Source organism: Parabacteroides provencensis (assembly GCF_900232875.1).
Lineage (GTDB): Bacteria > Bacteroidota > Bacteroidia > Bacteroidales > Tannerellaceae > Parabacteroides > Parabacteroides chinchillae.
Genome location: NZ_LT960488.1, coordinates 701,194 through 725,535, shown reverse-complemented (window position 1 = coordinate 725,535; position 24,342 = coordinate 701,194). Strand labels below are relative to the sequence as shown.

Below are 24,342 nucleotides of genomic sequence, written 5' to 3'. Positions count from 1 at the left end.
AAGGACATTGCAGCGCTTTCAATTATGAACAAAAAGTATTAAATCATAGGGTTTTGGATATTGACACTTTCGTATTCGTCCTCACAAGAGAAGGAAAAAGACGTTCCTTTTAATCCCGATCGTGAAGAAGATGTATCTTTTTTTCGCTCAAAGACCAGGTGAACGCGGTTGCTTCCAGAAACAACCCAATTTCCTTCCGCGTCTTCGGTCGCAATGACCCAGGAACCGGAATCCAGTTGAGAAATGATCTTATCGTTATTTTCACTTTTACCATATATAAAGCCTGTTACTTCAATTTGGTAAACGTCCCCACTGTCTGATTCCTGTTTATTTTCCTGAAAACTGCCATCGGCGGGAAGGCAGGAGATACAAATGATATCATCCGTATTGGTAAGACTTAGAATCCGGCTGGCATCGGATGCAAAACCAATACCACGAAAGCTACTAAGAGGAATAGCCAAAATTTTTCGTAGGCCACCAGCGTTGTCGAATGGAAAATCAGTTTTCTTCATAAAGGAGTTTAGCTTGTGGGGTAATTGTCCGGTTTTTGGACATTTGGGACAAAATTATTTTATGAATTTTTTCGGAAAGTAGTCTGTCCGTCTCTTTTTCGAATACATTATTTCGCTGGCAATCTTTATAAATCGACTCAAACTTCCAAATATGTTCTGGAAAACCGAACTTTGATTGAAACGCATTAACACATTCTACGGCAGGCATTCCAAAACTATGTTGAGACGCACACCAAGAACGCATTAGGGTTTTTACTTTACTCTCAAAGTATTTGTTTAGGTCCATTATTGCTTGATTACTGAGATAGCAGCCATAATGTTCATAATCCTTTTCGTTGATCTGAAAGGTTAGAACTTCCGGATATACCTCTTTATTGATTGGCCTGTATTCCAGGTTCTTGGAATTACGCATCAAAAGCAATCGAACAATTACCATTACGCCTTTATCTCTATAAAAACGAACGGGCTTGCCATAGTTTTGTTCGATGAAACATTTAACATAAGGTTTACAGGGTAAGGTAACAGTAAAATTGTAAGGCATTTTTTAGGTTGTAGTTTAATTTTTGTACTTAAATTATTGAAAACAAAGGTATTAAATATTTTCTTGTGTTGGCATAAAAAACATAGAATATTATCTATGTTGCAAATACCCCCTTATGGGAAAGAGGTTATTTCCGCAGTGCTTTCGTGCTAAAAAAACGATATGTTTTATATACTGTTGAATATCAGCTAAATATGTCAGCACTTTTTTTGCACAAAGGATATTAGAAACAAATCATACAGAACAAAAACGGGTTTTATACTCGTTTTGTGCTAAATGTGCTGTTTAGTGCGGAAATTGTGCTATGTCAATTTATTGATATTTAACTATTTACAAATGTAAATTGCGGAAAAGTACAACCGCACTACTTTTATACCTTTTTTTATATAGGGGTATAATTATAAGTAGAAGAATAAAAAAAAGAGAATATAATATATGTCTCCTGCCTGTCGTTTTGTTACAAATAGCTGGCGATATCCATCAGGTATCGGAAGAACCCCCTGCTGTCGATCTTTCTTTTTGCGCGTTCTTCCCCGCTTCTCCTAACAAAATAAAATGTGCATCTGTACGCCGTCGATTTCACGCACAGATGCACCAAACGTTATTTTCAAATAAGGGGGGGGGCGGGGGAAAAGAAGAAAGAAAAAGAGGGAACTTCATGCGGCTAAAGCCGCACGAAGTTTAGAGGATAGTAAGCGTCACACATAAACTCGTGTTCCGGATAAAGTTTCTTTATACCTATGACGACAGCAATACCGCGAGCGGCCAGTTCATACAAGCGATGTGTTGTAATAGGGCTTTCGCGTAGGTTGTAAGAATAGGCCAGTACAAAGTATGTATTAACCAGGTCGTAATCCTGAGGTGTCAAACGAATGATCTTTGCGGCGTCTGCTGGTGTAATGGCGAACCCTAAGTCGATAGCGATACGGCCGATCATGGCTTTTCGTTCCTTCTCGTCCGGGCTTATGGCCACAATGATTTTATTTTGTTTTTTAGGCATAATATTCTATTGATTATTTGGTTGTTAATACGAAAATTGCTATCTTTACATCATGCTAAATTGGGGCATTATATACCATACAGGTAGGTAGCGAGAGACGAATATTTTTAGAATAGTCTTTGTCGCTTAATGAAAAGATAGTCATCAGTAAATAAAACCTCGTCAAAGGCCTGTTCTACCATATAAACGCAAGCTGTTTTAATAAACTTCTCCCAGTTCTTTTCCGGAATATTTTTACAAATGTCAAAGATTCCACCATAAGGGAGATTGTCCAAAAATACCTTCATCGCTGCATAATATTGTTTGAATGTTTCACCACCGGCTACTTTGTAGTCTATCACGTCTTGCATAGTATTTAACCGGAATTGTTTTAAATTGGATATCATAATAACTTCAATAGATTGCTAACTCCTGGAGTCGAAGCATAATATTACCAGCTTATGAAAAACTTAACACGATTACCTCCAATAAATCGAAACACAACAGTATATCCACGTTCTATTAATGTACGGTTCAGTTCTTCACGAATGTCTTCATCAACAATACAAGAGATGTTTTTCAGTCCTCTATTGGTACTGAATCTTACATTTCTGTCTATTTTTTCAAGAGAAACTTTTATCGCTTCCTCCACTCTGCTTTCTTTGTTTGCAGAATAATTATCTTCAAGAATTTTTGAACGCTTTTTTGCTTCAGTAGCATTAATCAATGTTCCCATGTCTATTATTTTTAGTTCAGAATTTACAGGATTTGAATTATTTCAAATAGGTTAGTAATTCAAGAATACATTCAGGAACATCGGATAATTGTACTTCTGGTATATACTGAAAATTGAAAGCATTATTTGTATGAATTTCTATTTCAGATAATCGAGCTCCGGACGGTGAACTGTTGCCAAAATCAAGTCCTGATTTGTACTCGACACATATACAGTGTCTATCATCTTTGGTAAAAAAGTACGTTTGATCTCCTGGATTACGAGTCAAGCAATGTACTTTAATCATTGCCTGCCGTTCTTTAATTTCAGATTGAAATTTTGCATAGCCATTGCGATAGGCATTTATTACCAATTTCCTGACCCTCATTCTATCTACAAATTCGGGAAGTGGATCACAAACCTTTTTGCTGTGTTTCAAGGCGGATTCTGTTATGCCTCTTTTCTTTGCCATACCTCACTTGTTTTTTAAGTTATGATTCAACAATCTGTAACGCCTGCATACATTCAAAAGAGAAAGTAGAATTTAAGGCGTCATACACTTCTTCCGGTATATCATTTTCATGTTCAAAATCACCTTCTATACCTTTTGCTCCAGTAGGTGTAGCGACATGTTTCTGGATAAATGTTTTACCATTAAGACAGACAGTCGTTGTCCAGCCTTTACTTGTTATTTCAATTGATATTTTATTTTCTTCCATGATTCAATTATTTTTAGTTTTGAGGGTTATAGCATTTCAAATTCAGCCTTTAGCTTACATAGATTTTCTTTTATCGCCACTTTTATAGTGTCTACAAGAAAATCACTTAGAACCATAGGTATAGGAAGTTGTCTTCTATACTTATCTTCATCAAATTCATCGTACTCGATAATTAACTTAGGGTTTGTACTTTCAAACTCTGGAGGCAATTTATCTTCCCCATTGGATTCACGTATATCGTTTATATACTCATTTTTATCATACTCAAAACAGAGCAAAGCCTTCTCGTGCTCTTCAATCAACTTGTTTAGCCGATTAGCTTCTTTTAGTCTTTCTTTTTCCATGCTTCAATTATATTTAAATTCTAAATCCGACACTTCAATATTAGTGACATTGCCCTCTGTTATATCAAGTTCTAAGAAGGAGCTATTGTCTTCTACAGATTTACACACTTCTTCTACTGTTTCAGAATCAGCTGCTTCAATCGTTATTGTTACTTCAAATGTTTTCATGACTCGTTATTATTTAAATTCTAAATCCGACACTTCAATATTAGTGACATTGCCCTCTGTTATATCAAGTTCTAAGAAGGAGCTATTGTCTTCTACAGATTTACACACTTCTTCTACTGTTTCAGAATCAGCTGCTTCAATCGTTATTGTTACTTCAAATGTTTTCATGACTCGTTATTTTTTAGTTTCGTACAGTTGATAAATAACTTTGTCAATAGAGCATGATCCAGTAATATCATGTCGTCTTTTACCTATATCGCTGGACTCGCAACCGATGGGGGCCTTGAAAATGCGATTGTCACATATCTCTCCTCGAACGGCTACTAACTTTACCGTCTTTCCCGTATCCTTAACTGGATGTTCAAAAATATCTCCTATTTTCATAATTTTTTAGTTATATGTTTATTGGTAAATTGACCGTGCAAAGTCCTTTCGGGACAGGAGTTCGTTGTAATACGACTCGTTGTCGTCGAAATAGTCGGAGCCTTCCGGTTCCGGATATTCCGGCGTATACCGGAAACCGATTTCTTTCGAGTTCAGGAGAAAAAGTAGTACACGGCGCAAAAACTCTGCTGTACCTGGTATTTGGTAGCGATGCATCAGGCGATATACACCATTATACATATCACCCTCTCCTATATATATGCGGAACTGTATTTCACGTGAAAAACTATGCGTTGTAAATCCCTCAATTCGCAGGTGGTCTTGTATTGCCTCCTGTACTTCAAACGGTATCGGGTAACTGTCCGAAAGAACATCTTCCGCTGCCAGCACCATGCTAATTGCCGAACGCACCATGCATGTGAAGGACATCCCGCCATGTATGGACATTTCGAACAATCTGTCGTATAGCGAATCGGACATATAAGTCTGTAGCCATCCTGAACAGGGAACCTTGGGGACAAACCGGGCGTGCATTTCTTTTCTAAGCCCGCGTTTTTCTCCTCTTCTGGCTGACAGAAAGGCTTCCATTAACGCATTTATCAGGTTCGACAGATACCCAAAATCGGTAAGGCTAAATATCTTGTCCTTATATTCCTCTGCCAATTGCAGGCCTCTGTGTTTACGTGGAAACACTCGGAGGACGGGAGGCCGTTCAACAGACACACGGCTTAGGATGCAGCGTACGATCCAACTGTTTTTTATGCCGTTCCGTTCATTATAGAGTCCTATGGCCAGATAGATCAAAGCTTCTTGCTTGTCTCTAAAGCCGAACTCCTTGACTTGCTTGTCATACTCTTCCGCCAGTACTACTGGAGCCGTATAGGTAGTATTGCAAGTATCTTGCATGACGAATCGTTTCTTTTTCATGATAAAACTTTTTATTTGATTTGTTCCCTGGCAAGGGATCGGAATCCGGTGTCCAGTTTTTTAATAATCTTGATAATGTATTTTCCTTTGAGTGGATGCCTTTTAGTGTATCGGTATTTTCCTGATTGATCGTTTATTAAATTCATGGAACATTCTACAAAACTTCTCATAGCCGCGGAACATTCTTTTAAGGCGGTTCCCAATGGGAAAATACTGAAACAAAACTCAGCGATCGGAACTGTATTAAATTCTTTGTTATCCATTATTTTAATTTTTTAAAATATCTATAACCGTTTGTTTGCCTGGTTGATAGTTCGACTTTTGTATAATCTGAGGAACTTCGGGGAGTTGTCCAATAGTGAAGTATTCAACGCCATTGCTTTTGTCGTCCAAGTCAGGCTTTCCATCCGCATCGATATACATAGGCAATCCGGAAATAGCATCATATCGGCCAGGGTTGAAGATGTAACCGCGAAGTTTACAATACTTTTGTAACTTCTTTTTGAATACAGCTGCCGAACAATACTTCCGTTGTTCCGGCGCATATTCCAAGTATGCGTCATACAGTGTTTTTCTTGGAATACGATCATTAATTCGTGATACATCAGAGAAGTATTCATCGGCCCATAAAAGAAAGGTTTCCCCGACATCTTGCCGTAATCTTCGAATTTCCAGACGTTCTCCAGGAGACTCAACAACTCCGAACATTAGATAAGCACGAACACATTGGGCCATGAGGTTCCAATGTAAATTCCATTGTTCGAAGTCCCATTCGTCAAAAAACATTGTTCCAAAATCGTGTATAGGCTTGTGTTCATTATTGTAGAAGTCTGAAAAAGCAATAAGCCACTGCCTATCTAAAAAAGAAGATGTATCACCGGATAAAGCATGATTGGTTGTAAGATATATTTTAGGTGATACCTGAAAATTGAATGTTGCTCTGCTACCTCCTTTATAGTTTACTTTCCAGTCGCCTGTAATGTTTGCAAACAGAAATTCGAAATCGAAATTTTGCCTAACATCATCAATGAAACAACAGCGCATTCCCTCTACAAGATCATTCCATAGAAAATTATCGCTTGCCATATCTTTTGATTTTCCGTTGATAAAAAATGTTGGCATCAGATATTTGAACATTTCGCCGACAATCGATTTTCCGGAACGTCCGTTTGAGGCTCCGACCTCGGACTGTTTGCCGTCCATGGCAACAACTGCGCGTGAAACGGAGCGGTCTTTAGCTTCCATCAGCATGTAGCCGATGGCACACATCTTGGCAATAAGATGAACTTTATTGTCGTATAGGTCTTCTTCTGAGATGCTAATATCACTTTTACCGGTTTTCTCTATTTGTTCAGTCCTTAATTTTTCCTTTCGCCAAGTGAAATTGCTGGTGTTTATCAAGAATTGCAGGAAATTACATTTTTTGCCTGTTTCAGTTACTTGGTAACTAAATTTACCGGTATCTGCGTCCTGAGTTATATTTATGAGTGAAGGTGACTTTTTTGCGTCAAAGCTCTTTTTTTGATTCCCCCAGATGTGTATCTGAACTTTAGTATAGTCAAGTTCGTTAATACCGTCCTTTGTAACTTCCCAGCAATTATTTTCAAAAAAAAACATTTGTCGGTTGCGGGATGGTGTATCAAAATTCGGCTGAAGAAAATCAATATTAGAGAGTTTGTCCGGTCCGAGATATTGCGGCCCACCTTTATACAGCATATTTAATACGGCTTCGCTCGCTATAGACTTAGTAAAGTCTGTAACAAAGTCCCTAACGTCTGTGGCTTCTATCATTTTAACTATTGGTGGGTCCAGGTGTATTAGCGCTGTCGTCCCGTCGATCTTGCGATATCGGCCAAAGCCCCTATTTTGGAGAAAACGAAAACATCGGGCATAGTTGAACGAATAGACGGAGTATTTATCTCCGTTTCTGTTTTCCTTTTCGATTTCTTCCCAATACTGTTCGTCAGATTCCAAAGGTTGTGCTGAAACAAACTCGCCAAATTCATTAAATTTCCAGGCATGTTTACCGATGCGAAATTCCGGAAGGTTTTTAAGTATCTCTTTGTGAGCTTCGGCAAACTTGGCTGGATGGTTTAAATGCCAATACTCTTCCAGTTTATGATCTGTTACAGACGTTATTTTATATAATGTCAGATACTTACCCGTTAGATTCTTGTTACATAACAATGTGTTAAGATCATTCAGGATAGTTTCTTCTTTACCTTTTAACGTATTTGCTAAAAGATCATCGATGCCTTTGTCATCAACTTCATTTTTATTGACATGTCCAAAATATAGTTCAATGAATAAATTCCGGCTTTTAAGAGAACGGCAGTATTCCTTAAAATTCCGGACCGCATAAAAGAAATTACGTGGACGTTTTTCTACCTGATCGTTGATTTTTATATTGCTGGAAATATCATTCCAGTCTGCATCGAGCAGGAAACAAACTTCTTTGACATGACATCCCTGTATAATCCGGATTAAGTCTTCGGGTAAACGTCCCTGTTGGCCTAAGTTCTGTATTCCGGATATGGCTACGGACATTACCCCATGTTTGCAGGCTTTTTCAGCTTTCTTTTCTCCTTCTTGAATGAAAAGCATGTCGATCGATCGGCCTTCTTTATAGGCTTCGCGTAATCGTTCCGGGATATAAATATGTGTACCACCACCATAAGGAGTTTTATACTTTCCGGCTTTCCCGGCTTTATCCAAATGTTCTTCCGGAAACTGCCAGCGAACTCGGTAATAGTTTCGCCTTTTATCGGTAGGCTGTTTTTTATTATCTAAGACGAAATAGGACACAGGATAACCGTCCAAGTCAAAATATTCAATAATGGCATCATCACCGGCCGGATCGATTTCTCCCCGACTATCAATAGTCCCTTTGCGGAACGTTTGCCATTTTAAACAGGTCTTTTCCTTATCCTTCCGGAAAACACTTGCCATCACATCTTTGGGAGTTAGTCCGGATGCGGTCAACATGCGATTACAGAAACAATCGCCTTTTTGTGAGGTGACTTTTTTAGTTGTTTGCTTTTGCTTTTTGGGTGCTTCTTCTGGTAAAATATATCCTATATGTTTAGCCAGGTATTGCAGGGCATCAGGATAACTCATGTGTTCCCCCTTCATCAAAAAGTCTATAGGTCTTTTTCCGGATAGCTCATTACAGGCGAAACATTTAAAAACATGTTTTGACGGGTTGATTTCCAGTTTATTTGCACCACACAAAGGGCAGGTTCCAACAGAGGAAACCGACCCAGATCGGTGTAGTGTTACAAATTCGCCGATTACTTCAACCAGTTTGTTTTCTGTGCCTTCCAGGATTTTTTTTGCATCATCATCAGGAACATACGACATAATTAGTATAGTTTTTCGAGTTCACGTTTTAGTTTTACAATTGCCTTTTCTGCATCTGATCTTTTCCCGTCGGCTTTGACAGCCAAATAGGAACAAAAGCAGTCGTCTAGGATCTCGGCTTCACGGGGGGATATATTTTGTATGATTATTTGGCCGCGTAGGTCTTTCTCTATATACATAGGATTTTTTCTTATTAAGGAAAACAACCCGTGTTGTCGTGGTGGTTTCCCGGATTAATACTATATCTTTCATTAAAAAGGAAGATTATTAATAACGGTGGTGTTTTTGAGCTTTAGTAAATTGAGATTTATAGTGTAACTTGACATAACTATTTATTTAATAGGTAATTTGAGTTTTTGATGTGTTTTAATAAAACTACGTTGAAAATGCCTGGCATTGCACAAACACCCCCATAGAGGCACGGATGTTGTGCATTAGCATTCTGCCGAAGAATGTCCGGGGGAATTAATTCTTTTTCCATATTTTGCTAAACTCATTCAAAAAATTATCTAAACTTTTATCTGTAAGGGATTCCCGCTTGTTTTGGAGGTCTAATTTTTCCGTGACTTTGGAGAAAAGGGTAATTGTTGAAGCTACCTTGCTGAAAATCTCTTCTAAAAATTTGCAGTTGATAGTATTACTCAGGTCTAAGTTTACACCAGAAAATTCGACGCTAAATTTATCTGGTTCTTGCTGTTTAAACCTTAAACCTATTTGATTTATAGAACAAGCATCTTTGCTGAATAACGCCTTTTGGTCAATTTTTGCAAATAGGCGATGTTTTCTAATATTCTTAGCCGTGATTTCAATGTTTTGTTCTGACAATTCTTCAACGATAATATTTAGAATTGCTTCGTCTGACTTTGATAGGGGAAGATTTGTAATCATAATACCAGTGTTTAAAATTTAATTATTTGAATTTGTTGTTGTTCCAAAATGCGACCATTTGGGCCACAGTCCGGACACCGATTTTTCGTTTGATATTTTCCCGGTGGTTATTCACCGTTGGAAGGGATAGGCTTAATTCTTGTGCTATTTCGTACCCGTCGAAACCATCGACGATTAGTCGGAATATATTCATTTCTCTTTGTGTTAAATTTGTATTGGGTTCAGGTTTGCATATGATACCTTCGTCCAAGCATTCCCCCCGCAGCGGGCACCTGACTTCTTCGAAACAAAAATTACCACGTCGATCGATGTCGAAACAGTATTCGTCAAGTTCTCCGAAGTTACAGCGTGCAAACCTTTTTACAATTGAAAATTCATAGAACAGCCGGTTTCTGCTTCGAACTGTATAGAGTTCACATAGCCGGTCAAATGCTTTGGGGTATCGTTCGGAAATAGCTTCCATCATCCAACCTATTAGGTCCCGATCGCTTTCTTTCAGTTTGCGTAACGGTTGGTTCTCTATATGATACATAATGTCACCATTGGGTACATTGTAGAACTCAACGTTATAGTAACGAATACTTACTTGGCCTTTCATTGCCATGTGAATTTTTGGTTGCATAATTCTTCCAACTTGCTTTGTTCCAGTTTGGAAAATTTTTCGTGTCGGAGTTTGTAATAAAAAGAAGTATAGGCGATTCCGCTTGCAGAAAGAAAGCCGTCGCGGATGCTCGTTTTTTCATCTTCTGACAAACCTTCGTAATAGTACTTAAATACTATTTGATCTGTTTTTTTGGTGTTTTCCATTTCAATACAAATTTTAGTGCTATATTTATACTGCAAACGTATAAAATAGTTTCGTTCGTGTAAAATAATACATCTTAAAAAGCTACTATTTTATATTTATTTAATGATTTAGCTACTATTGTTATGTTTGTACCAAATAAAATTGAACGATTACTAGAAGAACGGAAGGTGACTAAAGTCTATCTTGCCAAACAGATAGGTATTAGTGTTGCTGGATTAAAAAAAATGATAGCAGGAAACTCTTTACCTTCGGTTGAGAAAGTTGAAAAGATCGCTGATTTTTTCAATGTTCCTATGGATTTCTTTTTTGATAGAGAAGCTGAACGAATTTCGGTAAACATAGGACATCAGGTTTCCGGGACAGGGAATATTACAGGTGACATTTCCTTGAATGAATGCCAAAGAGAAGTGGAACATTTAAAAGAGATCATTAAAGAAAAAGATAAAATTATAGAAGAGAAAGAGAGGGTTATACAACTTTTGATGAAGAAATAATTCTACTTCAAACCGGGACAGCATTCGAGACAATCATTAGAAATTTTGTAACAAACAATTGTAGAGAATCAAGTAGTTATGAGCGAAAAGGTTTTACAAAAAAGTCTTCTCATCCCGACTCGGAAAAAAAGGGTAGGAACAAACAATGTTCTTACCCTTTTTTTAGATGTATGTCTAGTCCTAAAATAGCGTTACACCAAATTAAGTAACGAAATGAAAAAGTCAGAAACCAAGTACATTAGACGTACACAAAAGGATTACAGCATGTCCTTTAAATTATCAGTAGTTCAAGAGTATGAAACAAGCCGGCTAAGTATGGAGACTATTCAGCGTAAATATGGCATACAAGGAAGCCATACATTAAAACGTTGGATTGAAAAATATGGTAACTTTGACGTGTCAAACAAATCTCATTGTCCCGTGGAAAAGAGTAAGGAACAGCAACTGCTTGAATTGGAGCAGAAAATAAAGTTGTTGGAGCGCAAGAACGCCCGCCTGGAGAAGGAACTCGAATTAAAGGATATAAAAGCCGAATTCTTTGATATGATGATAGATATCGCAGAAAAGGAATATCACATCGATATCCGAAAAAACTCCTTTCCCGAACAGTCCTCCAATACAAAGAAGAAAAATCCGTAAGTATCAGCGGGATCTGCCGACTGCTCGGGATAAGCAGGCAAAAATATTACCGTCAGCATTGGAGTATAGACAGGAGTCGCCAAAAAGCTACCGAAGTTGTAGAGATAGTACAGGGTCTCCGTTTGGAGATGCCCCATATAGGTACCCGTAAACTCTATCATATGCTTCAGCCGGTATTGAAAGAGAAGAAAGTTGGCCGTGACAGGCTGTTTGACATACTACGTGCCAACCACATGCTCATAAAGCCTGTCCGTTCCTATCATGTGACGACCAACTCCCACCATCGGTTCCACAGGCACAAGAACCTTGTGGCAAATATGGAATCTATACGTCCGGAAGAAATCTGGGTTTCGGATATAACCTATATAAGAAATAGAAACAGTCACTTGTATCTCTCATTGGTTACAGACGCTTATTCAAAGAAGGTTATGGGATATGACCTTTCCTGTTCTTTGGACACTCAGGGTACCCTTAATGCCTTAAAGATGGCCAACGGCAACCGATTGTACAGGGAGGAACCCTTAATACATCACTCAGATCGTGGTATACAATACTGCTCCGATGCATATCAGAGATTATTGAAACGGTATCATATCATACCGAGCATGACTGAGTCCTATGATCCTTATGCAAATGCCATAGCAGAAAGGATAAACGGGATACTCAAACATGAGTTTCTGCTTGAAGACCTTAATCTTCCATTGGCACAGATGAAGCGTCTGGTAAAGGATGCTGTTTATAAATATAATAATCTCAGACCACATTACTCGTGCGGATACAAAACACCGGAGTATATGCACCATCAGAGGCAGATTAAAATTAAAAGTTATAAAAACAAACAGTTCAGCAAGGCTAGCCTTGCTGAACTGTGATAAATGTTTTAGTTTTGTCCAATAACTGTAACGGTTATTTAGGACTAGTCAGGATTTGTTTTATGGCATTGGACTGCAAAATAAAATATATAAATGAAAGCTACTAATGGAACAAAGAAACCAATTGCCATATTGGCTTCTCCTATGTACCCCATCAACATAGGACTGAATGCTCCGCCAGCTACCCCCATTACAATATAGGAGGAGGCTTTTTTCGTATATACGCCCATACCTTCAAGACCTAATGCAAAAATGGTGGGAAACATGATAGACATGAAGAAAAAGGATAGGTAGAGGGCATAGAGGGAGATACTGCCTAATGTAGCGGTGACGAGGCTCATGCAGATTATGTTGGCTAACGAAAACCATGTGAGCAGACGGTTTGGCGACATCCATTTCATGGTGAAGCTACCAGTAAGGCGACCTACCATAAATAAGGCCATACCTCCGAAGGCCAGTATCCGGGAGGCTTCGATGTTGCTTGTTTGAGGATCGGTTTCGGTAACATAGTTGATGAAAAAACTGAATATTCCGGTTTGTGCTGCACAATAACAGAATTGGGCAATGACGGCACGAACAAATTGCCGGTGTTTCCAAATTGATGTTTTTTTGCCGGATTCGGAGATTGCGGTATCGTTAGCTGTTTTTATTTCAGGTAATTTGGTGAAGATGAATAACAAGGCTACCAGCAATACGATACTGCCTACTAATATATATGGCTTTGTAAGTGCGAACGAATCATTTTCGGGTGCACCGAATATAAGCAAGCCACCTACTAACGGACCTAATATCCATCCTAAACCATTGAATGATTGAGAAAGGTTGAGGCGTTGGGCAGCCGATTGGGCAGGGCCTAAAACTGTTGAGTAAGGATTGGCTGCTGTTTCGAGTATGCAAAGACCGCATGCAATGATAAACAGAGCTATGAGAAAAGGGGTAGCCGAATGCAAGAAGGCAGCGGGAATAAAAGCAAATGCACCACCCGCAAAGAGCAATAGCCCGAGGATGATACCTTTTTTATATCCATACCGTTTCATAAATGCTCCTGCAGGAAGAGCCATGAGGAAATAGGCTATATAAGTAGAAAATTGTACGAGTCCGCTTTGGGCTTTTGTCATAGTAAAAACGCCCTGGAAGTGTTTGTTGAGTACGTCAAGTAGTCCGTGGGCAAATCCCCAAAGTAAAAACAGGCTTGTAATAAGTATGAAAGGTATAAGATAGTTTTTTCCATTTGGTGCGGAAACCAGTGATTGTTTATTTGTTGTCTTCATTTAATTTATTAGGTTGTGGTAATTTGAAAATACATTCCATACGCTGCCATTTTTCGGAAGAATTGCTTCTTGGTGCGGCTTTTTGGAACTGGCCTACAAAGGCTTCCCACTCGGCCTGTTTTTCCATTGTCGCTAAACGGGCGAATGCAGTGTCCCAATCGAAATCGTCGGGAGTTTCTACAATCATGAACAGACGCGTGCCAAGACGATAGATTTCCATATTCAGGATACCAACGGCTCGGATGCCTTGGGGAATTTCTGGCCAGATATGTTCCGGTGAATGCCAGTGGGTGTATTCCTGAATAAGATTTTCATCGTCTTTCAGGTCTAAAGTCTGACAGTATCTTTTCATTACTAACTATGTTTTTTTATGAATTGACAAACTTAGTGAAAAAACATTGGCAAATGGAGCTAATCTAATCTAAATAGACCGTTTGCGAAGGATTTTTATAGTAACCGAACATTTGTTTTATTTGTTCGGGAAGCACTCGCTCGAGAGATAATGGAGGAAGTTGGTCTAATTTGAAAAAGCCTTTTCCCAGAATATCAAAGGTTTCGTTGAATGTCCCCCCGGTTATCCTGCAAAGAATAAAGAATTTGTATACGTAAAACGGAATAGCAGGGTGAGGATGTTTGCTCATATCCATGACGGCTAATAGCCGGACAGCTTCTGCGTCGAATCCGGTTTCTTCCTTTACTTCTTTTATGGCAACCTCTTTAGGTGAGAATCCTACATCCGACCAACCGCCGGGAAGAGACCAAAGCCCGTCGGCTTTCTCGCGCACAAGCAGTATTTCGTCTTTTTCGTTGAATATAACAGCGCGAATATCAGCCTTAGGTGTGGTATATTCTTTTAAGGGATGATAGCACGCATGCACAGTTTCGTTATCTATTCCGGCAGAAAGGGCGGTTATTTTATCACTGATTTGTATTAGTTCTTCATACCGTTCGATGTCATACTCGTTATCCGAATAGGTAAGTCCGTTTTGGGCTAAAGCCCGGATGCGTTGTGAAAAAAGTATCAGTTCTTTTTCTTTTTCCATAAAGATGAAAATTTAACGTTGTAAATAATATGCAGGATCGATATAAGATACATGATAAATGGAGTCGCGAGTCAGAGACATGCGGCCGATTACTAATTTGATTGAATCCAGGTCTAGTTCAAAAATTTTAGAATTAGCACTGTCTGGTATCGTATCGGTTGCTGTAAGGCCTATTTTATACATTTGATGGAGTAAAAAAGTGTCTATTTGTTCTTTGAACAGCAGGTTTTTGTTCCCCTGGTACACATAAAATGTATCATAAGCCTGATCTGTCCAGATCCCATCGGTCATGTCGGTACCTACAAGTTGTATGGTTTTATAGTCTTTTATCTCTATTGCGTTGTTATTGTTTAAATCGACGTAAGACGGATAAACATATTTTTCCTTAGACTGTGTATTACCTCTTGCAGACTGTGAAATACGTTCGATATCGGATGCGGTTATTCCTGGTATATAGGTGACGGACGATAAAAGTATTACTGCCAGGCATGCGATGTATAAATAATGTGCTGTACGTTTGAATATGAACATGATGGCTGTTCCGGTTAGGATTAACCCTGTTACGACCAGATATACGCGCGGTTCAGTGTAACCATATTCGTTGATGCGGTATAAAGATCCGACCCAATACATGATTAGTGCCGGAAAAACAGCCAAGCTGGCATGACGATAGAACCATTCGTAATGACGTTTTTCCAGAAATTCCTGACATCCTTTTAATATAAAAGTAGCCGAAGTAAAACTGACTACAATATAAGCTACTGCTCCTTTGGGTAGCGACCATAGGACGGTTATCTTAATAAAATAAAGATATAATATGACAGCATATATCAATAGGGCGGGAGAAAGGACATAGTTCATCAGTACATTAAAAGTTTTGTTGCCAGCATAGTTTACATTCTCTTTTCTTTGGTTGAACATGAGAAATAGCAAAGGCATTATGCCGAGATAAAAAAAGCAGGAAGAGTAAGAAATATAATCATATTCGTGGCCTTCCCATATTTCAAAAATATAACTGATGGAATAATAGATGGAAAGCGATAATAGCCACGCAATGGATGCTAATACGGCGGCTGAAAGTAAAGCTCCTATATAATGAATCCCTATTTGCATAAATGCATTGTTGTCTTTCTTCCAGCATCCAGCCAAATAGGCTAGTTGGATAGCAATAAGGCTGACCAGATAGGTTGGATAATGTCTGGAGATGTCTATGAACAGGAATGGCAGGAAAGACAGTGCTGATAGGTAATAGAGCCAACGTCGTTTTTGCCATGTTAGTTGGTTGAGGATGTAGGTAAATAAGAAGATAACCGGAAAATAGAGTAGCGCCATTTCTGTATTTTGGCCTTTATAATTATGATGGTAGCATCCGATTATAAAGAACAGAATGGAAAGGAATACTTCCATCGGATTACCTTTTACAGCTTCTTGCAGGCGGGCAATGAATATTTCAATTCTTTTTTTCATGTGCATAATTAAGTTATATGTTTAGAACGTATAAAGATAGGAGATATTATTCTCCTTACAGCGGGCTTCAGTCAAAATAGAAATTAAATAATCTCTATTTGGTATAAACTAAAATTCTAATGGCTTGTTTTATTATAAAATAATTTCATTAAAACGAACCATTATGATTTTAAGTAGAAAACTATCAGATGCTCTGAATGAGCAAATAAATGCAGAAATGTGGTCGGCTAACCTGTACATGTCTATGTATGCGCATTTTCTGGTTCTTGGACTCGACGGATGTGCTCATTGGATGCGTAAACAGTCTGAAGAAGAAACAGAACATGCTTATCGTATGATTGATTATTCGGTACAGCGTGGCGGACAGGTAAATATCAGTCCGGTTAATTCGGTTCCTACAGCTTGGGGAAGTCCGCTTGAAATTTTTGAACACATATATAAACACGAAACCTATATTTCTGAACTTATAGATAAACTGGTTGATGTTGCTTCTGCGGAAAAAGATAAGGCGACACAGGATTTTTTGTGGGGATTTGTCCGTGAACAAGTGGAAGAAGAAGCAACAGCTAAAAATATCGTTGAAAAATTAAAATCGTATGGCGAACACCATATTGCCATTTTAGATCATCAGTTGTGTAAAAGAAGCTAAGAAAAAACAAAGAATTAGAGGTTGAAAGTATAGCTTAAAATTAAATAAATACTTATTTTTGCAATAAACATTTCACAATCATTGTGTCAAATTAATATTGAAAGGGTATAGTACTATGATTTTAAGTAAAAAACTAACGGAAGCATTCAACGTTCAAGTGAATGCAGAAATGTGGTCGTCTAACCTCTATTTGTCGATGTCAGTGTATTTTCAGAAAGAAGGTCTGAATGGTTTTGCTCATTGGATGCGTAAGCAAGCCGATGAAGAAATGGAGCATGCCCACAAAATGATCGATTTTGCAATAGACCGGGGTGGTGATATTACAATCGGTCAGATAAATGTTGTCCCGTCTGCATGGGGCAATCCATTGGAAGTTTTTGAACATGTCTATAAACATGAAGTACATGTTTCTGAAATGATCGATAAAATGATGGATATAGCAGAAGCCGAAAAAGACCATGCAGCTAGAGATTTCTTGTTTGGTTTTGTGCGTGAACAGGTGGAAGAAGAATCGACGGCTAAGTCTATTGTTGATGAATTGAAACATTATGGCGAATGTCATTTTGGAATAATGGATCATAAACTAGGAAAGAGATAATGTGAAATTTGTATATTTGAAACAATTTGTTGTATATTCTGTTCAAGAAAGGTTGCATATAATATGCAACCTTTCTTATTTGTGTTAAATTGATACTTTTTTAGTTTGAAAATATATTAAATGAAATTTATTTTCTAGATTTGTCTGTCTTGAATATCAAAAGAATTTCAGAAAACTATATACTGGTATATATGGCCTCAGTATCTAATATCAAACAAATTATTTCGGAAGTAATAGCTTTGCTTTTCAATTCAGAGGAAAAAGATGCCATAGAAAAAGCAATGAAAATACTTATTGACTTTTTTAATGCTGATTGGGTTTATGTCGCAACTTTTGATGCTGAATATAAAGTAGCTGATTTTTTGTATGAGGTTACAAGTACCTGGGTAGATACTTCCAAAGAAGATTCATCTGTTTTGTCTTATGAAACAATACCATGGATGATTGATACTCTTATTTCCGGAAACGATATTGTACTTCATGATATTAAAGATCTGCCCGAAGAAGCACATATAGACCGGAAATTATTTCAAAAGCAAGGATTATTGTCTATGTTGGTGTTGCCGCTTTCTTTTCATGGAAAAATCAGAGGCTTTCTTGGTTTTGATGCTATTCGTGTCCGCCGCCAATGGACATTGTCAGAGATAGAAAATGTTCGTATTATCTCGAATATATTCTCTATTATTATAGAACGTCAGAATGTCCTGGAGAATATTCAAGATTCCCGGAAACGTTTATTACAAAGTAATATGCGTTTTCAGATGATATTTTCTAACTTGCCTGTTGGAGTAGAATTATATGACACGGATGGATTCCTGATTGATGTAAATGAGGCAGATGCCCGGATTTTTGGGAGTCGCCGGGAATGTTTGTTGGGAATTAATTTATTTGAGAACCCGAATCTTCCTGTAAATGTTGCCGGTTGCTTAAGACGATATGAAAATTTTGATTTGCCTGTTACTTTTCATTTCGATAAGATTGGTAATTATTATTGCAGTACTATTACAGACCGTGTTAAGTATCTTCAGATAAGAGGATTGATTTTGCATGATGAAGAATTGGGGAAGATTGGCTATTTGCTTATTATCAGTGATAATACAGAGAACCGCCTGAAAATGGAGATGGAAGAGAAACTGAGAAAAGCGGAAGAAGAGAAACAGAAGGCAGAGCTTGAGATGGAGAAAATACGGGAAGCGGATAAGTTGAAATCGGCTTTTCTGGCTAACATGAGTCATGAAATCCGTACTCCGCTTAATGCTATAGTTGGTTTTTCCGGAATTATGGCAGAAATGGAAACTGTTGAAGAACGTCGTTACTTTCAGGATATAATCAATAAAAATAACGAGTTGTTACTTCAGCTGATATCTGATATTCTTGATTTTTCGAAAATAGAAGCCGGTGTCTTGAAATATCAGAAAAAAAGTATAAATCTGAAACACATATGCCAGGGAATAGCTAATATATACATGGCATCGGAGTTTACCCATTTGCGTTTTGTTTTTGATAAAGATGCCCATCCTGATTTATTGCTCCATACAGATGAACAGAGAATCCGGCAGATTATTATAAACCTTATTTCGAATGCGTATAAATTTACAGATAAAGGGCAAATTGTATTATCTTATAAGCTTGCGGGAGAATTTGTTCAGATTTCTGTTACAGATACAGGCATAGGTATTCCTCCGGAATATCACGATAGTATATTTGAGCGATTTGTGAAAATAGATAATTTTAGCCAGGGAACAGGTTTAGGTCTTCCTATTTGTAAAACAATTGTAGAAGCTTTGGGTGGAAAAATAGGGCTTGAGTCGGAGTTGGGAAAAGGTTCCACTTTCTGGTTTACACTTCCTTTGTTTTCGTCTTGACTGTAAGGAGATAAATATTTCCTATATTTGTATGCATAATTAAAAGCCAACGAAAACTACTTGTTATGAAAACACGACTTTCTTTTCTTTTGTTCTTTTTGATTTGTGGCCTGGCATGTATGGCACAAAATGAATTTGATACTTATTTCCTTCCCAAAAGTCTGCGGATAGATTTTGCTCTTAGTGGAAATGCCAAATCTCAGTCGGCTGCAATTCAACAGTTTCGGGAAGAACCCGTTTGGGGAGGGCCTCGGAAAAATTTGATAGATAAGTTTAATTATGGCGGATATTATGTGAATATATATAACAAGGCCGATAATCGACTGATTTATTCTCGTGGTTTTAATACGTTGTTTGAGGAATGGCGTACTACGGAACAGGCTGATAAAGAAACACAGTCATGGACAAATAGTATTTCTGTTCCATATCCGAAAGCTCCGGTTTTGATTGAAATTACTGCCCGGGATAAGAAAGATATGAAATTTCATCCATTATTGAAAACAGGAATGGACCCTTCCAGCATTTTTATTGATCGTGGAAAACTGAAGGATAATAACATTACTCGAGTTCAGTATAAAGGAAATCCGACAGAGAAAGTAGATATGGTCTTTTTGGCTGAAGGTTATACAAAAAACGAACAAGATAAGTTTATTGCAGATGTTAAGCGTTTTGCCGAATCGTTATTTAAAACCGCCCCTTATGATAAGTATAGGGATGATTTTAACGTTTGGGCGGTTGGGTTAATTTCGGAAGACTCCGGTACGGATATCTCGGGTCAAGGCGTTTTTAAGAACACGGCACTTAACTCGGGTTATTATACGTTCGGAATAGACCGGTATTTGACAACGCCTGATATGAAATCTATTCGTGATGCCGTTTGGAACGTACCCTGTGATGCTATTTTTATTCTTGTGAATACAGATACGTATGGTGGCGGAGGCATGTATAATTTTTATGCAATGGGTACGGCGGATAATGTAAAAACCCAAGTTGTGTTTGTTCATGAATTCGGACATAGTTTTGCAGGATTGGCAGATGAATATTTCGCATCTTCTGTTGCTTATGTAGATTTTTATAATCTGAAATATGAACCGTGGGAACCCAATATAACAACATTAGTGAATTTCGAAACTAAGTGGAAAGATTTGCTGCCGGACAATACTCCGGTTCCAACGCCATTGGATGATGAAAATAAAGATAGAATAGGGGTGTTTGAAGGCGGAGGCTATATTGCTAAAGGTATTTATCGTCCTATGGATCATTGTATGATGCGGGATTATGCACCATTCTGTCCGGCTTGTAGCCGGGCTATTGTGCAGATGATAAATTTCCTGACCGATAAAAAGTAAAGATATTTTGTGTATGTTTGTCTGATATAACGACAAGATATTATGCAAGTACATCATATTATAGCAGGCATTTGTCTGACTTCTTTTATTGTAACTTTACCTCTTACAGCGCAGGAATATCAAGCACCTTTTGATTTTCCGATCCTATTGAGCGGAAATTTTGGAGAATTAAGAAATAATCATTTTCATTCGGGGATAGATTTTAAGACACAGGGTGTTGAAGGTAAGCCTGTGCATGCTGTAGAGGAAGGATATGTTTCCCGCATTTCGGTTAGTCCCTGGGGATATGGAAACGGACTTTACTTGACTCATCCGGATGGGACGACTACGGTCTATGGGCATTTGAATAAATTTTCTAAAAAGATTGCCGACTATGTGAAAGAGCAGCAATATCAAAAAGAGAGTTTTAATGTGGACTTGAGTCTTACCCCTGATATTTTCCCGGTGAAAAAGGGAGAAATAGTAGCTTTGAGTGGTAATACGGGAAGCTCGGGAGGACCTCATCTGCATTTTGAAGTACGAAATACGGAAACGGAAGAAGTGCTTGACCCGATTGACTATTTCAGGGATAAAATCACAGATACACGGGCGCCCAAAATACAAGGTGTTATGATTTATCCTATATCAGGGCAAGGTGTTGTGAATGGCAGTAGCAAGAAACAGGAGTTGAAACTTGTTACTTCTAAAGATGGAAAACAGGCTGTTACAGGAAAGTTGGAAGCATGGGGTGATGTCGGGCTGGCTGTTAAAGCATATGATTATATGGATAACACTTCCAATATTTATGGAGTGAAGGAAATTACTTTATTGGCGGACAGCCAGGTTTTATTTCATAGTAATCTGGATCGTTACGCATTTGATGAAACCCGTTATCTGAATAGTTTTACGGATTATGAAGCCTGGAAAAACAAACATTCATTTTATATGAAAAGTTTTATAGAGCCGGGTAATCGTTTGCGGTTTATGGAAGGAATAAACCGGGGTATACTTTCTGTGGACGAACCGAAAACTTATCATTTAATTTATAGGCTGTCCGATACATTTGGTAATACGACTCAACTTTCCGTATGGATTGAAGGAAAGCAACAAGTTATACCGAAACCGGATACTTCCGGTGTTGAGTTTTTCCATTGGGGAAGCGATAATAAGTTTGGTGCTAAAGGTATACGGCTTACTATTCTACGTGGCAATTTATATGACGATGTGTTGTTCAGATATGAGGTGAAAGAAGATGAATCTGCATTGTCTGCAATCCACGTTTTGCATAATCAGCCGGTTCCATTGCATAAATCGGCACAGTTGTCTCTGCGTTTGCAACATGACACTTTGGAAAATAAGCAACAATATGGGGTGGTACGTGTACAGAATGGACGTGCATCCTGGATGGGCGGAGTTTACAGGAATGGTTGGATAGATGCTGACATTAAAGAATTGGGGAGTTATATGATCAAGCAAGATATAAAAGCTCCGGTTATCACGCCTCTGAATCCGGCAACCTGGGTAAACAAACGAAGCATTGCTTTCCGGCTGTCGGACGATTTAAGCGGTGTGCAAACATATAAAGGAACTGTAGACGGGCAATTTGTATTATTTGAAATGAATAATAAATCTGTAATTACTTATCGCTTTGATAAAGAAAGGTTGAAACCCGGCAAACATGACCTTGAACTTGTTGTGACAGATGCTTGTGGCAACCAATCTGTTTATAACCACACGTTTAATTGGTAGATAAGATACTGGCTTGAATTTGAAACCATTTTAACGTCGAAAATCATAGTTGAAAGATTTGTTTAAATCAATTAATTCGTATATTTGTTTTCTTTATAATAGAGTAATTTGTTCAACAACAAACACAATATAAACATGGAAAACAACGAGTTATTGGAAATGGTCAGAAGTAAGGCACAAGGATGGCTTACTAAGAGTTATGATGCCGAAACACGTGCGCAGGTACAGGCTTTGTTAGACAACGAAGATGCTACGGAATTAATAGAATGTTTCTATAAAGATCTGGAATTTGGAACAGGCGGCTTGCGTGGAATTATGGGTGTTGGCTCTAACCGTATGAATATTTATACTGTTGGTGCTGCTACGCAAGGCTTATCTAATTATCTGAAAAAAGAATTTGCTGATTTAGATCAGATAAAAGTCGTGATTGGTTATGATTGCCGCAATAATAGCCGCAAGTTTGCTGAAATATCAGCAGATATTTTTTCTGCAAACGGTATCAAAGTTTATTTGTTCGAAAATCTTCGCCCTACACCAGAAATGTCATATACTATCCGCAAATTAGGATGTCAAAGCGGAATTATCCTGACAGCATCCCATAATCCGAAAGAATATAATGGCTATAAAGCATATTGGGATGACGGAGCACAGATGATAGCACCGCATGACCGTAATACAATTGCCGAAGTAAATAAAATACGCAATGCCAGCGATATCAAGTTCAAAGGCAACAAAGAATTAATTGAAATTCTTGGTAAAGAAATTGATGATCAATATATTCACGATCTGACAACAATATCTTTGTCCCCAGAGTCGATAGTCCGTCATAAAGATATGAAGATCGTTTATACTCCGATTCATGGAACAGGTGTTAAGTTGGTTCCTGATGCTTTGAAAGCGTTTGGATTCACGAACATTATTCACGTTCCTGAACAAGACGTTGTAAGCGGAGATTTCCCAACTGTTGTCTCTCCCAATCCAGAAGAACCGGCTGCGTTATCTATGGCAGTAGAAAAAGCAAAAGAAACAGATGCAGAACTGGTATTAGCTTCTGACCCGGATGCAGACCGTGTAGGTGCAGCTGTTAAGAATAACGAAGGCGAATGGGTTCTGTTGAATGGTAACCAGACTGCTTTGATGTTTGTTTATTATTTGATTACCCGTTGGAAAGAACTAGGTAAAATTCAGGGCAAGGAATATGTTGTGAAGACGATTGTAACAACGGAAACAATTCGTACTATTGCAGAACGTAATGGTGTGGAACTGTATGATGTTTATACAGGTTTCAAATGGATTGCCGATGTAATGAAGAAGAATGAAGGCAAGAAAAACTACATTGGTGGTGGTGAAGAAAGCTATGGTTTCTTATGCGAAGACTTTGTTCGTGATAAGGATGCTGTTTCGGCCTGTGCTATTCTTGCAGAAATTGCTGCTTGGGCAAAAGACCAGGGATTATCATTATTCCAATTGTTACAGAAAATTTATGTGGAATACGGATATTCAAAGGAACAGGGAATTTCTGTAGTGAAGAAAGGCAAGAGCGGGGCAGAAGAAATAGAAGCTATGATGAAGAAGTTCCGCGAAAATCCATTGCAGGAAATAGCAGGTTCAAAAGTGACATATTTCTATGATTATGCTTCGCTGAAAGGTCATAGTTTTGCTGATAATGAAACTTTATCTCTGGATATGCCTACAACTTCTAATGTATTGCAATATTTTACGGAAGATAATACGAAAGTCTCAATCCGCCCTTCAGGAACAGAACCTAAGATTAAATTCTATTGCGAAGTGCATTCTAAGATAAACAGTGTGAATGATATTCCGGAAGCCGAAAAAGCGGCTGTCGAAAAGATCAATCAGATTAAAGCATCATTAGGTATTTAATCAATTGTTAAATTTATAAGATTGAATAAGGAGGCTGTCTAACAATCAAACTTAGACCGTCTCCTTTTTTTGAATACCCATTGGATATTCATAGTTATGAGTTGGAAAAATCATAACTATGGTTTTCTAAACTCATAT

Annotated in this window: 30 protein-coding genes; 9 read left to right on the top strand and 21 right to left on the bottom strand. The window is 38.0% G+C overall.

Going from position 1 to position 24,342, the window contains the following annotated elements; all coding sequences use genetic code 11:
* Positions 1-38: 38 nt before the first annotated feature.
* The 17 genes from CTY47_RS03145 to CTY47_RS03080 all read right to left on the bottom strand — a co-directional run bounded on the left by CTY47_RS03145 (position 39) and on the right by CTY47_RS03080 (position 10,344).
* On the bottom strand, positions 39-512 hold the full coding sequence (locus tag CTY47_RS03145; RefSeq protein WP_099463378.1) for a hypothetical protein: 474 nt from the start codon (positions 510-512) through the stop codon (positions 39-41).
* Entirely contained in the window at positions 499-1,053 is a 555-nt protein-coding gene (locus tag CTY47_RS03140; protein WP_099463377.1) for a hypothetical protein, read from the bottom strand. The genes CTY47_RS03145 and CTY47_RS03140 overlap by 14 nt, the downstream gene beginning before the upstream one ends.
* Positions 1,054-1,717: 664 nt before the next feature.
* A complete protein-coding gene (locus tag CTY47_RS03135) occupies positions 1,718-2,026 on the bottom strand; it encodes a hypothetical protein (RefSeq protein WP_233202080.1) in 309 nt (102 codons plus the stop codon).
* Positions 2,027-2,160: 134 nt separating this feature from the next.
* The gene (locus CTY47_RS03130) at positions 2,161-2,439 is read right to left on the bottom strand and encodes a hypothetical protein (protein ID WP_099463375.1); all 279 of its coding nucleotides are present in this window, start codon (positions 2,437-2,439) and stop codon (positions 2,161-2,163) included.
* 44 nt (positions 2,440-2,483) lie between these two features.
* Positions 2,484-2,768, bottom strand: a complete 285-nt coding sequence (locus CTY47_RS03125) for a hypothetical protein (protein ID WP_099463374.1) — start codon at positions 2,766-2,768, stop codon at positions 2,484-2,486.
* A 37-nt stretch (positions 2,769-2,805) separates the two neighbouring features.
* Entirely contained in the window at positions 2,806-3,219 is a 414-nt protein-coding gene (locus CTY47_RS03120) for a hypothetical protein (protein ID WP_099463373.1), read from the bottom strand.
* A gap of 19 nt (positions 3,220-3,238) precedes the next feature.
* Positions 3,239-3,466: a hypothetical protein gene (locus CTY47_RS03115; protein ID WP_099463372.1), complete on the bottom strand. Its 228-nt coding sequence runs from the start codon at positions 3,464-3,466 to the stop codon at positions 3,239-3,241.
* Positions 3,467-3,492: 26 nt separating this feature from the next.
* Positions 3,493-3,810, bottom strand: a complete 318-nt coding sequence (locus CTY47_RS03110; protein ID WP_099463371.1) for a hypothetical protein — start codon at positions 3,808-3,810, stop codon at positions 3,493-3,495.
* A 3-nt stretch (positions 3,811-3,813) separates the two neighbouring features.
* The gene (locus CTY47_RS16900) at positions 3,814-3,978 is read right to left on the bottom strand and encodes a hypothetical protein (RefSeq protein ID WP_158228499.1); all 165 of its coding nucleotides are present in this window, start codon (positions 3,976-3,978) and stop codon (positions 3,814-3,816) included.
* A gap of 9 nt (positions 3,979-3,987) precedes the next feature.
* On the bottom strand, positions 3,988-4,146 hold the full coding sequence (locus CTY47_RS16895) for a hypothetical protein (RefSeq protein WP_158228498.1): 159 nt from the start codon (positions 4,144-4,146) through the stop codon (positions 3,988-3,990).
* A 6-nt stretch (positions 4,147-4,152) separates the two neighbouring features.
* Positions 4,153-4,362 (bottom strand): hypothetical protein, encoded by a 210-nt coding sequence (locus CTY47_RS03105; RefSeq protein WP_099463370.1) that lies wholly within the window; start codon positions 4,360-4,362, stop codon positions 4,153-4,155.
* 18 nt (positions 4,363-4,380) lie between these two features.
* Positions 4,381-5,289, bottom strand: a complete 909-nt coding sequence (locus tag CTY47_RS03100; RefSeq protein ID WP_143813325.1) for a hypothetical protein — start codon at positions 5,287-5,289, stop codon at positions 4,381-4,383.
* An 11-nt stretch (positions 5,290-5,300) separates the two neighbouring features.
* The gene (locus tag CTY47_RS16740) at positions 5,301-5,552 is read right to left on the bottom strand and encodes a hypothetical protein (RefSeq protein WP_143813324.1); all 252 of its coding nucleotides are present in this window, start codon (positions 5,550-5,552) and stop codon (positions 5,301-5,303) included.
* Between the two features lie 4 nt (positions 5,553-5,556).
* On the bottom strand, positions 5,557-8,649 hold the full coding sequence (locus CTY47_RS03095) for a CHC2 zinc finger domain-containing protein (protein WP_099463368.1): 3,093 nt from the start codon (positions 8,647-8,649) through the stop codon (positions 5,557-5,559).
* A 465-nt stretch (positions 8,650-9,114) separates the two neighbouring features.
* Positions 9,115-9,537: a hypothetical protein gene (locus tag CTY47_RS03090; protein WP_099463367.1), complete on the bottom strand. Its 423-nt coding sequence runs from the start codon at positions 9,535-9,537 to the stop codon at positions 9,115-9,117.
* Between the two features lie 22 nt (positions 9,538-9,559).
* Positions 9,560-10,135, bottom strand: a complete 576-nt coding sequence (locus CTY47_RS03085) for a helix-turn-helix domain-containing protein (RefSeq protein ID WP_233202079.1) — start codon at positions 10,133-10,135, stop codon at positions 9,560-9,562.
* Entirely contained in the window at positions 10,132-10,344 is a 213-nt protein-coding gene (locus CTY47_RS03080; RefSeq protein WP_099463366.1) for a hypothetical protein, read from the bottom strand. Before CTY47_RS03080 ends, CTY47_RS03085 begins: the two co-directional genes overlap by 4 nt.
* Before the next feature lie 123 nt (positions 10,345-10,467).
* Between CTY47_RS03080 and CTY47_RS03075 the strand changes: the two genes are divergently transcribed.
* The 3 genes from CTY47_RS03075 to CTY47_RS17245 all read left to right on the top strand — a co-directional run bounded on the left by CTY47_RS03075 (position 10,468) and on the right by CTY47_RS17245 (position 12,350).
* Complete coding sequence (locus tag CTY47_RS03075; RefSeq protein ID WP_099463365.1) at positions 10,468-10,839, top strand: helix-turn-helix domain-containing protein; 372 nt, start codon at positions 10,468-10,470, stop codon at positions 10,837-10,839.
* A gap of 213 nt (positions 10,840-11,052) precedes the next feature.
* Positions 11,053-11,478, top strand: a complete 426-nt coding sequence (locus CTY47_RS17250; protein ID WP_233202055.1) for a transposase — start codon at positions 11,053-11,055, stop codon at positions 11,476-11,478.
* Positions 11,409-12,350, top strand: coding sequence for an IS3 family transposase (locus CTY47_RS17245; protein ID WP_317044048.1), 942 nt, complete (start codon positions 11,409-11,411; stop codon positions 12,348-12,350). Before CTY47_RS17250 ends, CTY47_RS17245 begins: the two co-directional genes overlap by 70 nt.
* A 44-nt stretch (positions 12,351-12,394) precedes the next feature.
* Here the strand turns inward: CTY47_RS17245 and CTY47_RS03065 are convergent, their stop codons facing one another.
* The 4 genes from CTY47_RS03065 to CTY47_RS03050 form a co-directional block, all read right to left on the bottom strand.
* Positions 12,395-13,621: a sugar MFS transporter gene (locus CTY47_RS03065; protein WP_099463364.1), complete on the bottom strand. Its 1,227-nt coding sequence runs from the start codon at positions 13,619-13,621 to the stop codon at positions 12,395-12,397.
* Positions 13,605-13,973 carry an L-rhamnose mutarotase gene (locus CTY47_RS03060; protein ID WP_099463363.1) on the bottom strand — a complete coding sequence of 123 codons (369 nt, stop codon included), beginning with the start codon at positions 13,971-13,973 and terminating at the stop codon, positions 13,605-13,607. The genes CTY47_RS03065 and CTY47_RS03060 overlap by 17 nt, the downstream gene beginning before the upstream one ends.
* Positions 13,974-14,037: 64 nt before the next feature.
* Positions 14,038-14,664: an NUDIX hydrolase gene (locus CTY47_RS03055; RefSeq protein ID WP_099463362.1), complete on the bottom strand. Its 627-nt coding sequence runs from the start codon at positions 14,662-14,664 to the stop codon at positions 14,038-14,040.
* 12 nt (positions 14,665-14,676) lie between these two features.
* Complete coding sequence (locus CTY47_RS03050; protein WP_099463361.1) at positions 14,677-16,131, bottom strand: DUF4153 domain-containing protein; 1,455 nt, start codon at positions 16,129-16,131, stop codon at positions 14,677-14,679.
* Between the two features lie 166 nt (positions 16,132-16,297).
* Between CTY47_RS03050 and CTY47_RS03045 the strand changes: the two genes are divergently transcribed.
* The 6 genes from CTY47_RS03045 (at position 16,298) to CTY47_RS03020 (ending at position 24,204) form a co-directional block, all read left to right on the top strand.
* Positions 16,298-16,780: a ferritin gene (locus CTY47_RS03045; protein WP_199163400.1), complete on the top strand. Its 483-nt coding sequence runs from the start codon at positions 16,298-16,300 to the stop codon at positions 16,778-16,780.
* Positions 16,781-16,895: 115 nt separating this feature from the next.
* A complete protein-coding gene (locus tag CTY47_RS03040; protein ID WP_099463359.1) occupies positions 16,896-17,378 on the top strand; it encodes a ferritin in 483 nt (160 codons plus the stop codon).
* Between the two features lie 191 nt (positions 17,379-17,569).
* Positions 17,570-19,243 (top strand): GAF domain-containing sensor histidine kinase, encoded by a 1,674-nt coding sequence (locus CTY47_RS03035; protein WP_099464054.1) that lies wholly within the window; start codon positions 17,570-17,572, stop codon positions 19,241-19,243.
* Between the two features lie 65 nt (positions 19,244-19,308).
* Positions 19,309-20,592, top strand: a complete 1,284-nt coding sequence (locus tag CTY47_RS03030; protein ID WP_099463358.1) for a M64 family metallopeptidase — start codon at positions 19,309-19,311, stop codon at positions 20,590-20,592.
* Positions 20,593-20,634: 42 nt separating this feature from the next.
* Positions 20,635-22,320, top strand: a complete 1,686-nt coding sequence (locus CTY47_RS03025; RefSeq protein ID WP_099463357.1) for a M23 family metallopeptidase — start codon at positions 20,635-20,637, stop codon at positions 22,318-22,320.
* A 135-nt stretch (positions 22,321-22,455) separates the two neighbouring features.
* The gene (locus CTY47_RS03020; protein ID WP_099463356.1) at positions 22,456-24,204 is read left to right on the top strand and encodes a phospho-sugar mutase; all 1,749 of its coding nucleotides are present in this window, start codon (positions 22,456-22,458) and stop codon (positions 24,202-24,204) included.
* The last annotated feature ends 138 nt before the right edge of the window (positions 24,205-24,342 follow it).

What these genes read in the sequence shown, in the direction of transcription:
- CTY47_RS03125 (WP_099463374.1), bottom strand. Translation starts at nt 2,768, where the DNA reads ATGGGAACATTGATTAATGCTACTGAAGCAAAAAAGCGTTCAAAAATT.
- CTY47_RS03055 (WP_099463362.1), bottom strand. Translation starts at nt 14,664, where the DNA reads ATGGAAAAAGAAAAAGAACTGATACTTTTTTCACAACGCATCCGGGCT.
- CTY47_RS03130 (WP_099463375.1), bottom strand. Translation starts at nt 2,439, where the DNA reads ATGATATCCAATTTAAAACAATTCCGGTTAAATACTATGCAAGACGTG.
- CTY47_RS03115 (WP_099463372.1), bottom strand. Translation starts at nt 3,466, where the DNA reads ATGGAAGAAAATAAAATATCAATTGAAATAACAAGTAAAGGCTGGACA.
- CTY47_RS03050 (WP_099463361.1), bottom strand. Translation starts at nt 16,131, where the DNA reads ATGAAAAAAAGAATTGAAATATTCATTGCCCGCCTGCAAGAAGCTGTA.
- CTY47_RS16895 (WP_158228498.1), bottom strand. Translation starts at nt 4,146, where the DNA reads ATGAAAACATTTGAAGTAACAATAACGATTGAAGCAGCTGATTCTGAA.
- CTY47_RS16740 (WP_143813324.1), bottom strand. Translation starts at nt 5,552, where the DNA reads ATGGATAACAAAGAATTTAATACAGTTCCGATCGCTGAGTTTTGTTTC.
- CTY47_RS03075 (WP_099463365.1), top strand. Translation starts at nt 10,468, where the DNA reads ATGTTTGTACCAAATAAAATTGAACGATTACTAGAAGAACGGAAGGTG.
- CTY47_RS03120 (WP_099463373.1), bottom strand. Translation starts at nt 3,219, where the DNA reads ATGGCAAAGAAAAGAGGCATAACAGAATCCGCCTTGAAACACAGCAAA.
- CTY47_RS03095 (WP_099463368.1), bottom strand. Translation starts at nt 8,649, where the DNA reads ATGTCGTATGTTCCTGATGATGATGCAAAAAAAATCCTGGAAGGCACA.
- CTY47_RS03105 (WP_099463370.1), bottom strand. Translation starts at nt 4,362, where the DNA reads ATGAAAATAGGAGATATTTTTGAACATCCAGTTAAGGATACGGGAAAG.
- CTY47_RS16900 (WP_158228499.1), bottom strand. Translation starts at nt 3,978, where the DNA reads ATGAAAACATTTGAAGTAACAATAACGATTGAAGCAGCTGATTCTGAA.
- CTY47_RS03085 (WP_233202079.1), bottom strand. Translation starts at nt 10,135, where the DNA reads ATGAAAGGCCAAGTAAGTATTCGTTACTATAACGTTGAGTTCTACAAT.
- CTY47_RS03060 (WP_099463363.1), bottom strand. Translation starts at nt 13,973, where the DNA reads ATGAAAAGATACTGTCAGACTTTAGACCTGAAAGACGATGAAAATCTT.
- CTY47_RS03145 (WP_099463378.1), bottom strand. Translation starts at nt 512, where the DNA reads ATGAAGAAAACTGATTTTCCATTCGACAACGCTGGTGGCCTACGAAAA.
- CTY47_RS03035 (WP_099464054.1), top strand. Translation starts at nt 17,570, where the DNA reads ATGGCCTCAGTATCTAATATCAAACAAATTATTTCGGAAGTAATAGCT.
- CTY47_RS03100 (WP_143813325.1), bottom strand. Translation starts at nt 5,289, where the DNA reads ATGAAAAAGAAACGATTCGTCATGCAAGATACTTGCAATACTACCTAT.
- CTY47_RS17250 (WP_233202055.1), top strand. Translation starts at nt 11,053, where the DNA reads ATGAAAAAGTCAGAAACCAAGTACATTAGACGTACACAAAAGGATTAC.
- CTY47_RS03030 (WP_099463358.1), top strand. Translation starts at nt 19,309, where the DNA reads ATGAAAACACGACTTTCTTTTCTTTTGTTCTTTTTGATTTGTGGCCTG.
- CTY47_RS03040 (WP_099463359.1), top strand. Translation starts at nt 16,896, where the DNA reads ATGATTTTAAGTAAAAAACTAACGGAAGCATTCAACGTTCAAGTGAAT.
- CTY47_RS03110 (WP_099463371.1), bottom strand. Translation starts at nt 3,810, where the DNA reads ATGGAAAAAGAAAGACTAAAAGAAGCTAATCGGCTAAACAAGTTGATT.
- CTY47_RS03065 (WP_099463364.1), bottom strand. Translation starts at nt 13,621, where the DNA reads ATGAAGACAACAAATAAACAATCACTGGTTTCCGCACCAAATGGAAAA.
- CTY47_RS03090 (WP_099463367.1), bottom strand. Translation starts at nt 9,537, where the DNA reads ATGATTACAAATCTTCCCCTATCAAAGTCAGACGAAGCAATTCTAAAT.
- CTY47_RS03080 (WP_099463366.1), bottom strand. Translation starts at nt 10,344, where the DNA reads ATGGAAAACACCAAAAAAACAGATCAAATAGTATTTAAGTACTATTAC.
- CTY47_RS03140 (WP_099463377.1), bottom strand. Translation starts at nt 1,053, where the DNA reads ATGCCTTACAATTTTACTGTTACCTTACCCTGTAAACCTTATGTTAAA.
- CTY47_RS03025 (WP_099463357.1), top strand. Translation starts at nt 20,635, where the DNA reads ATGCAAGTACATCATATTATAGCAGGCATTTGTCTGACTTCTTTTATT.
- CTY47_RS03020 (WP_099463356.1), top strand. Translation starts at nt 22,456, where the DNA reads ATGGAAAACAACGAGTTATTGGAAATGGTCAGAAGTAAGGCACAAGGA.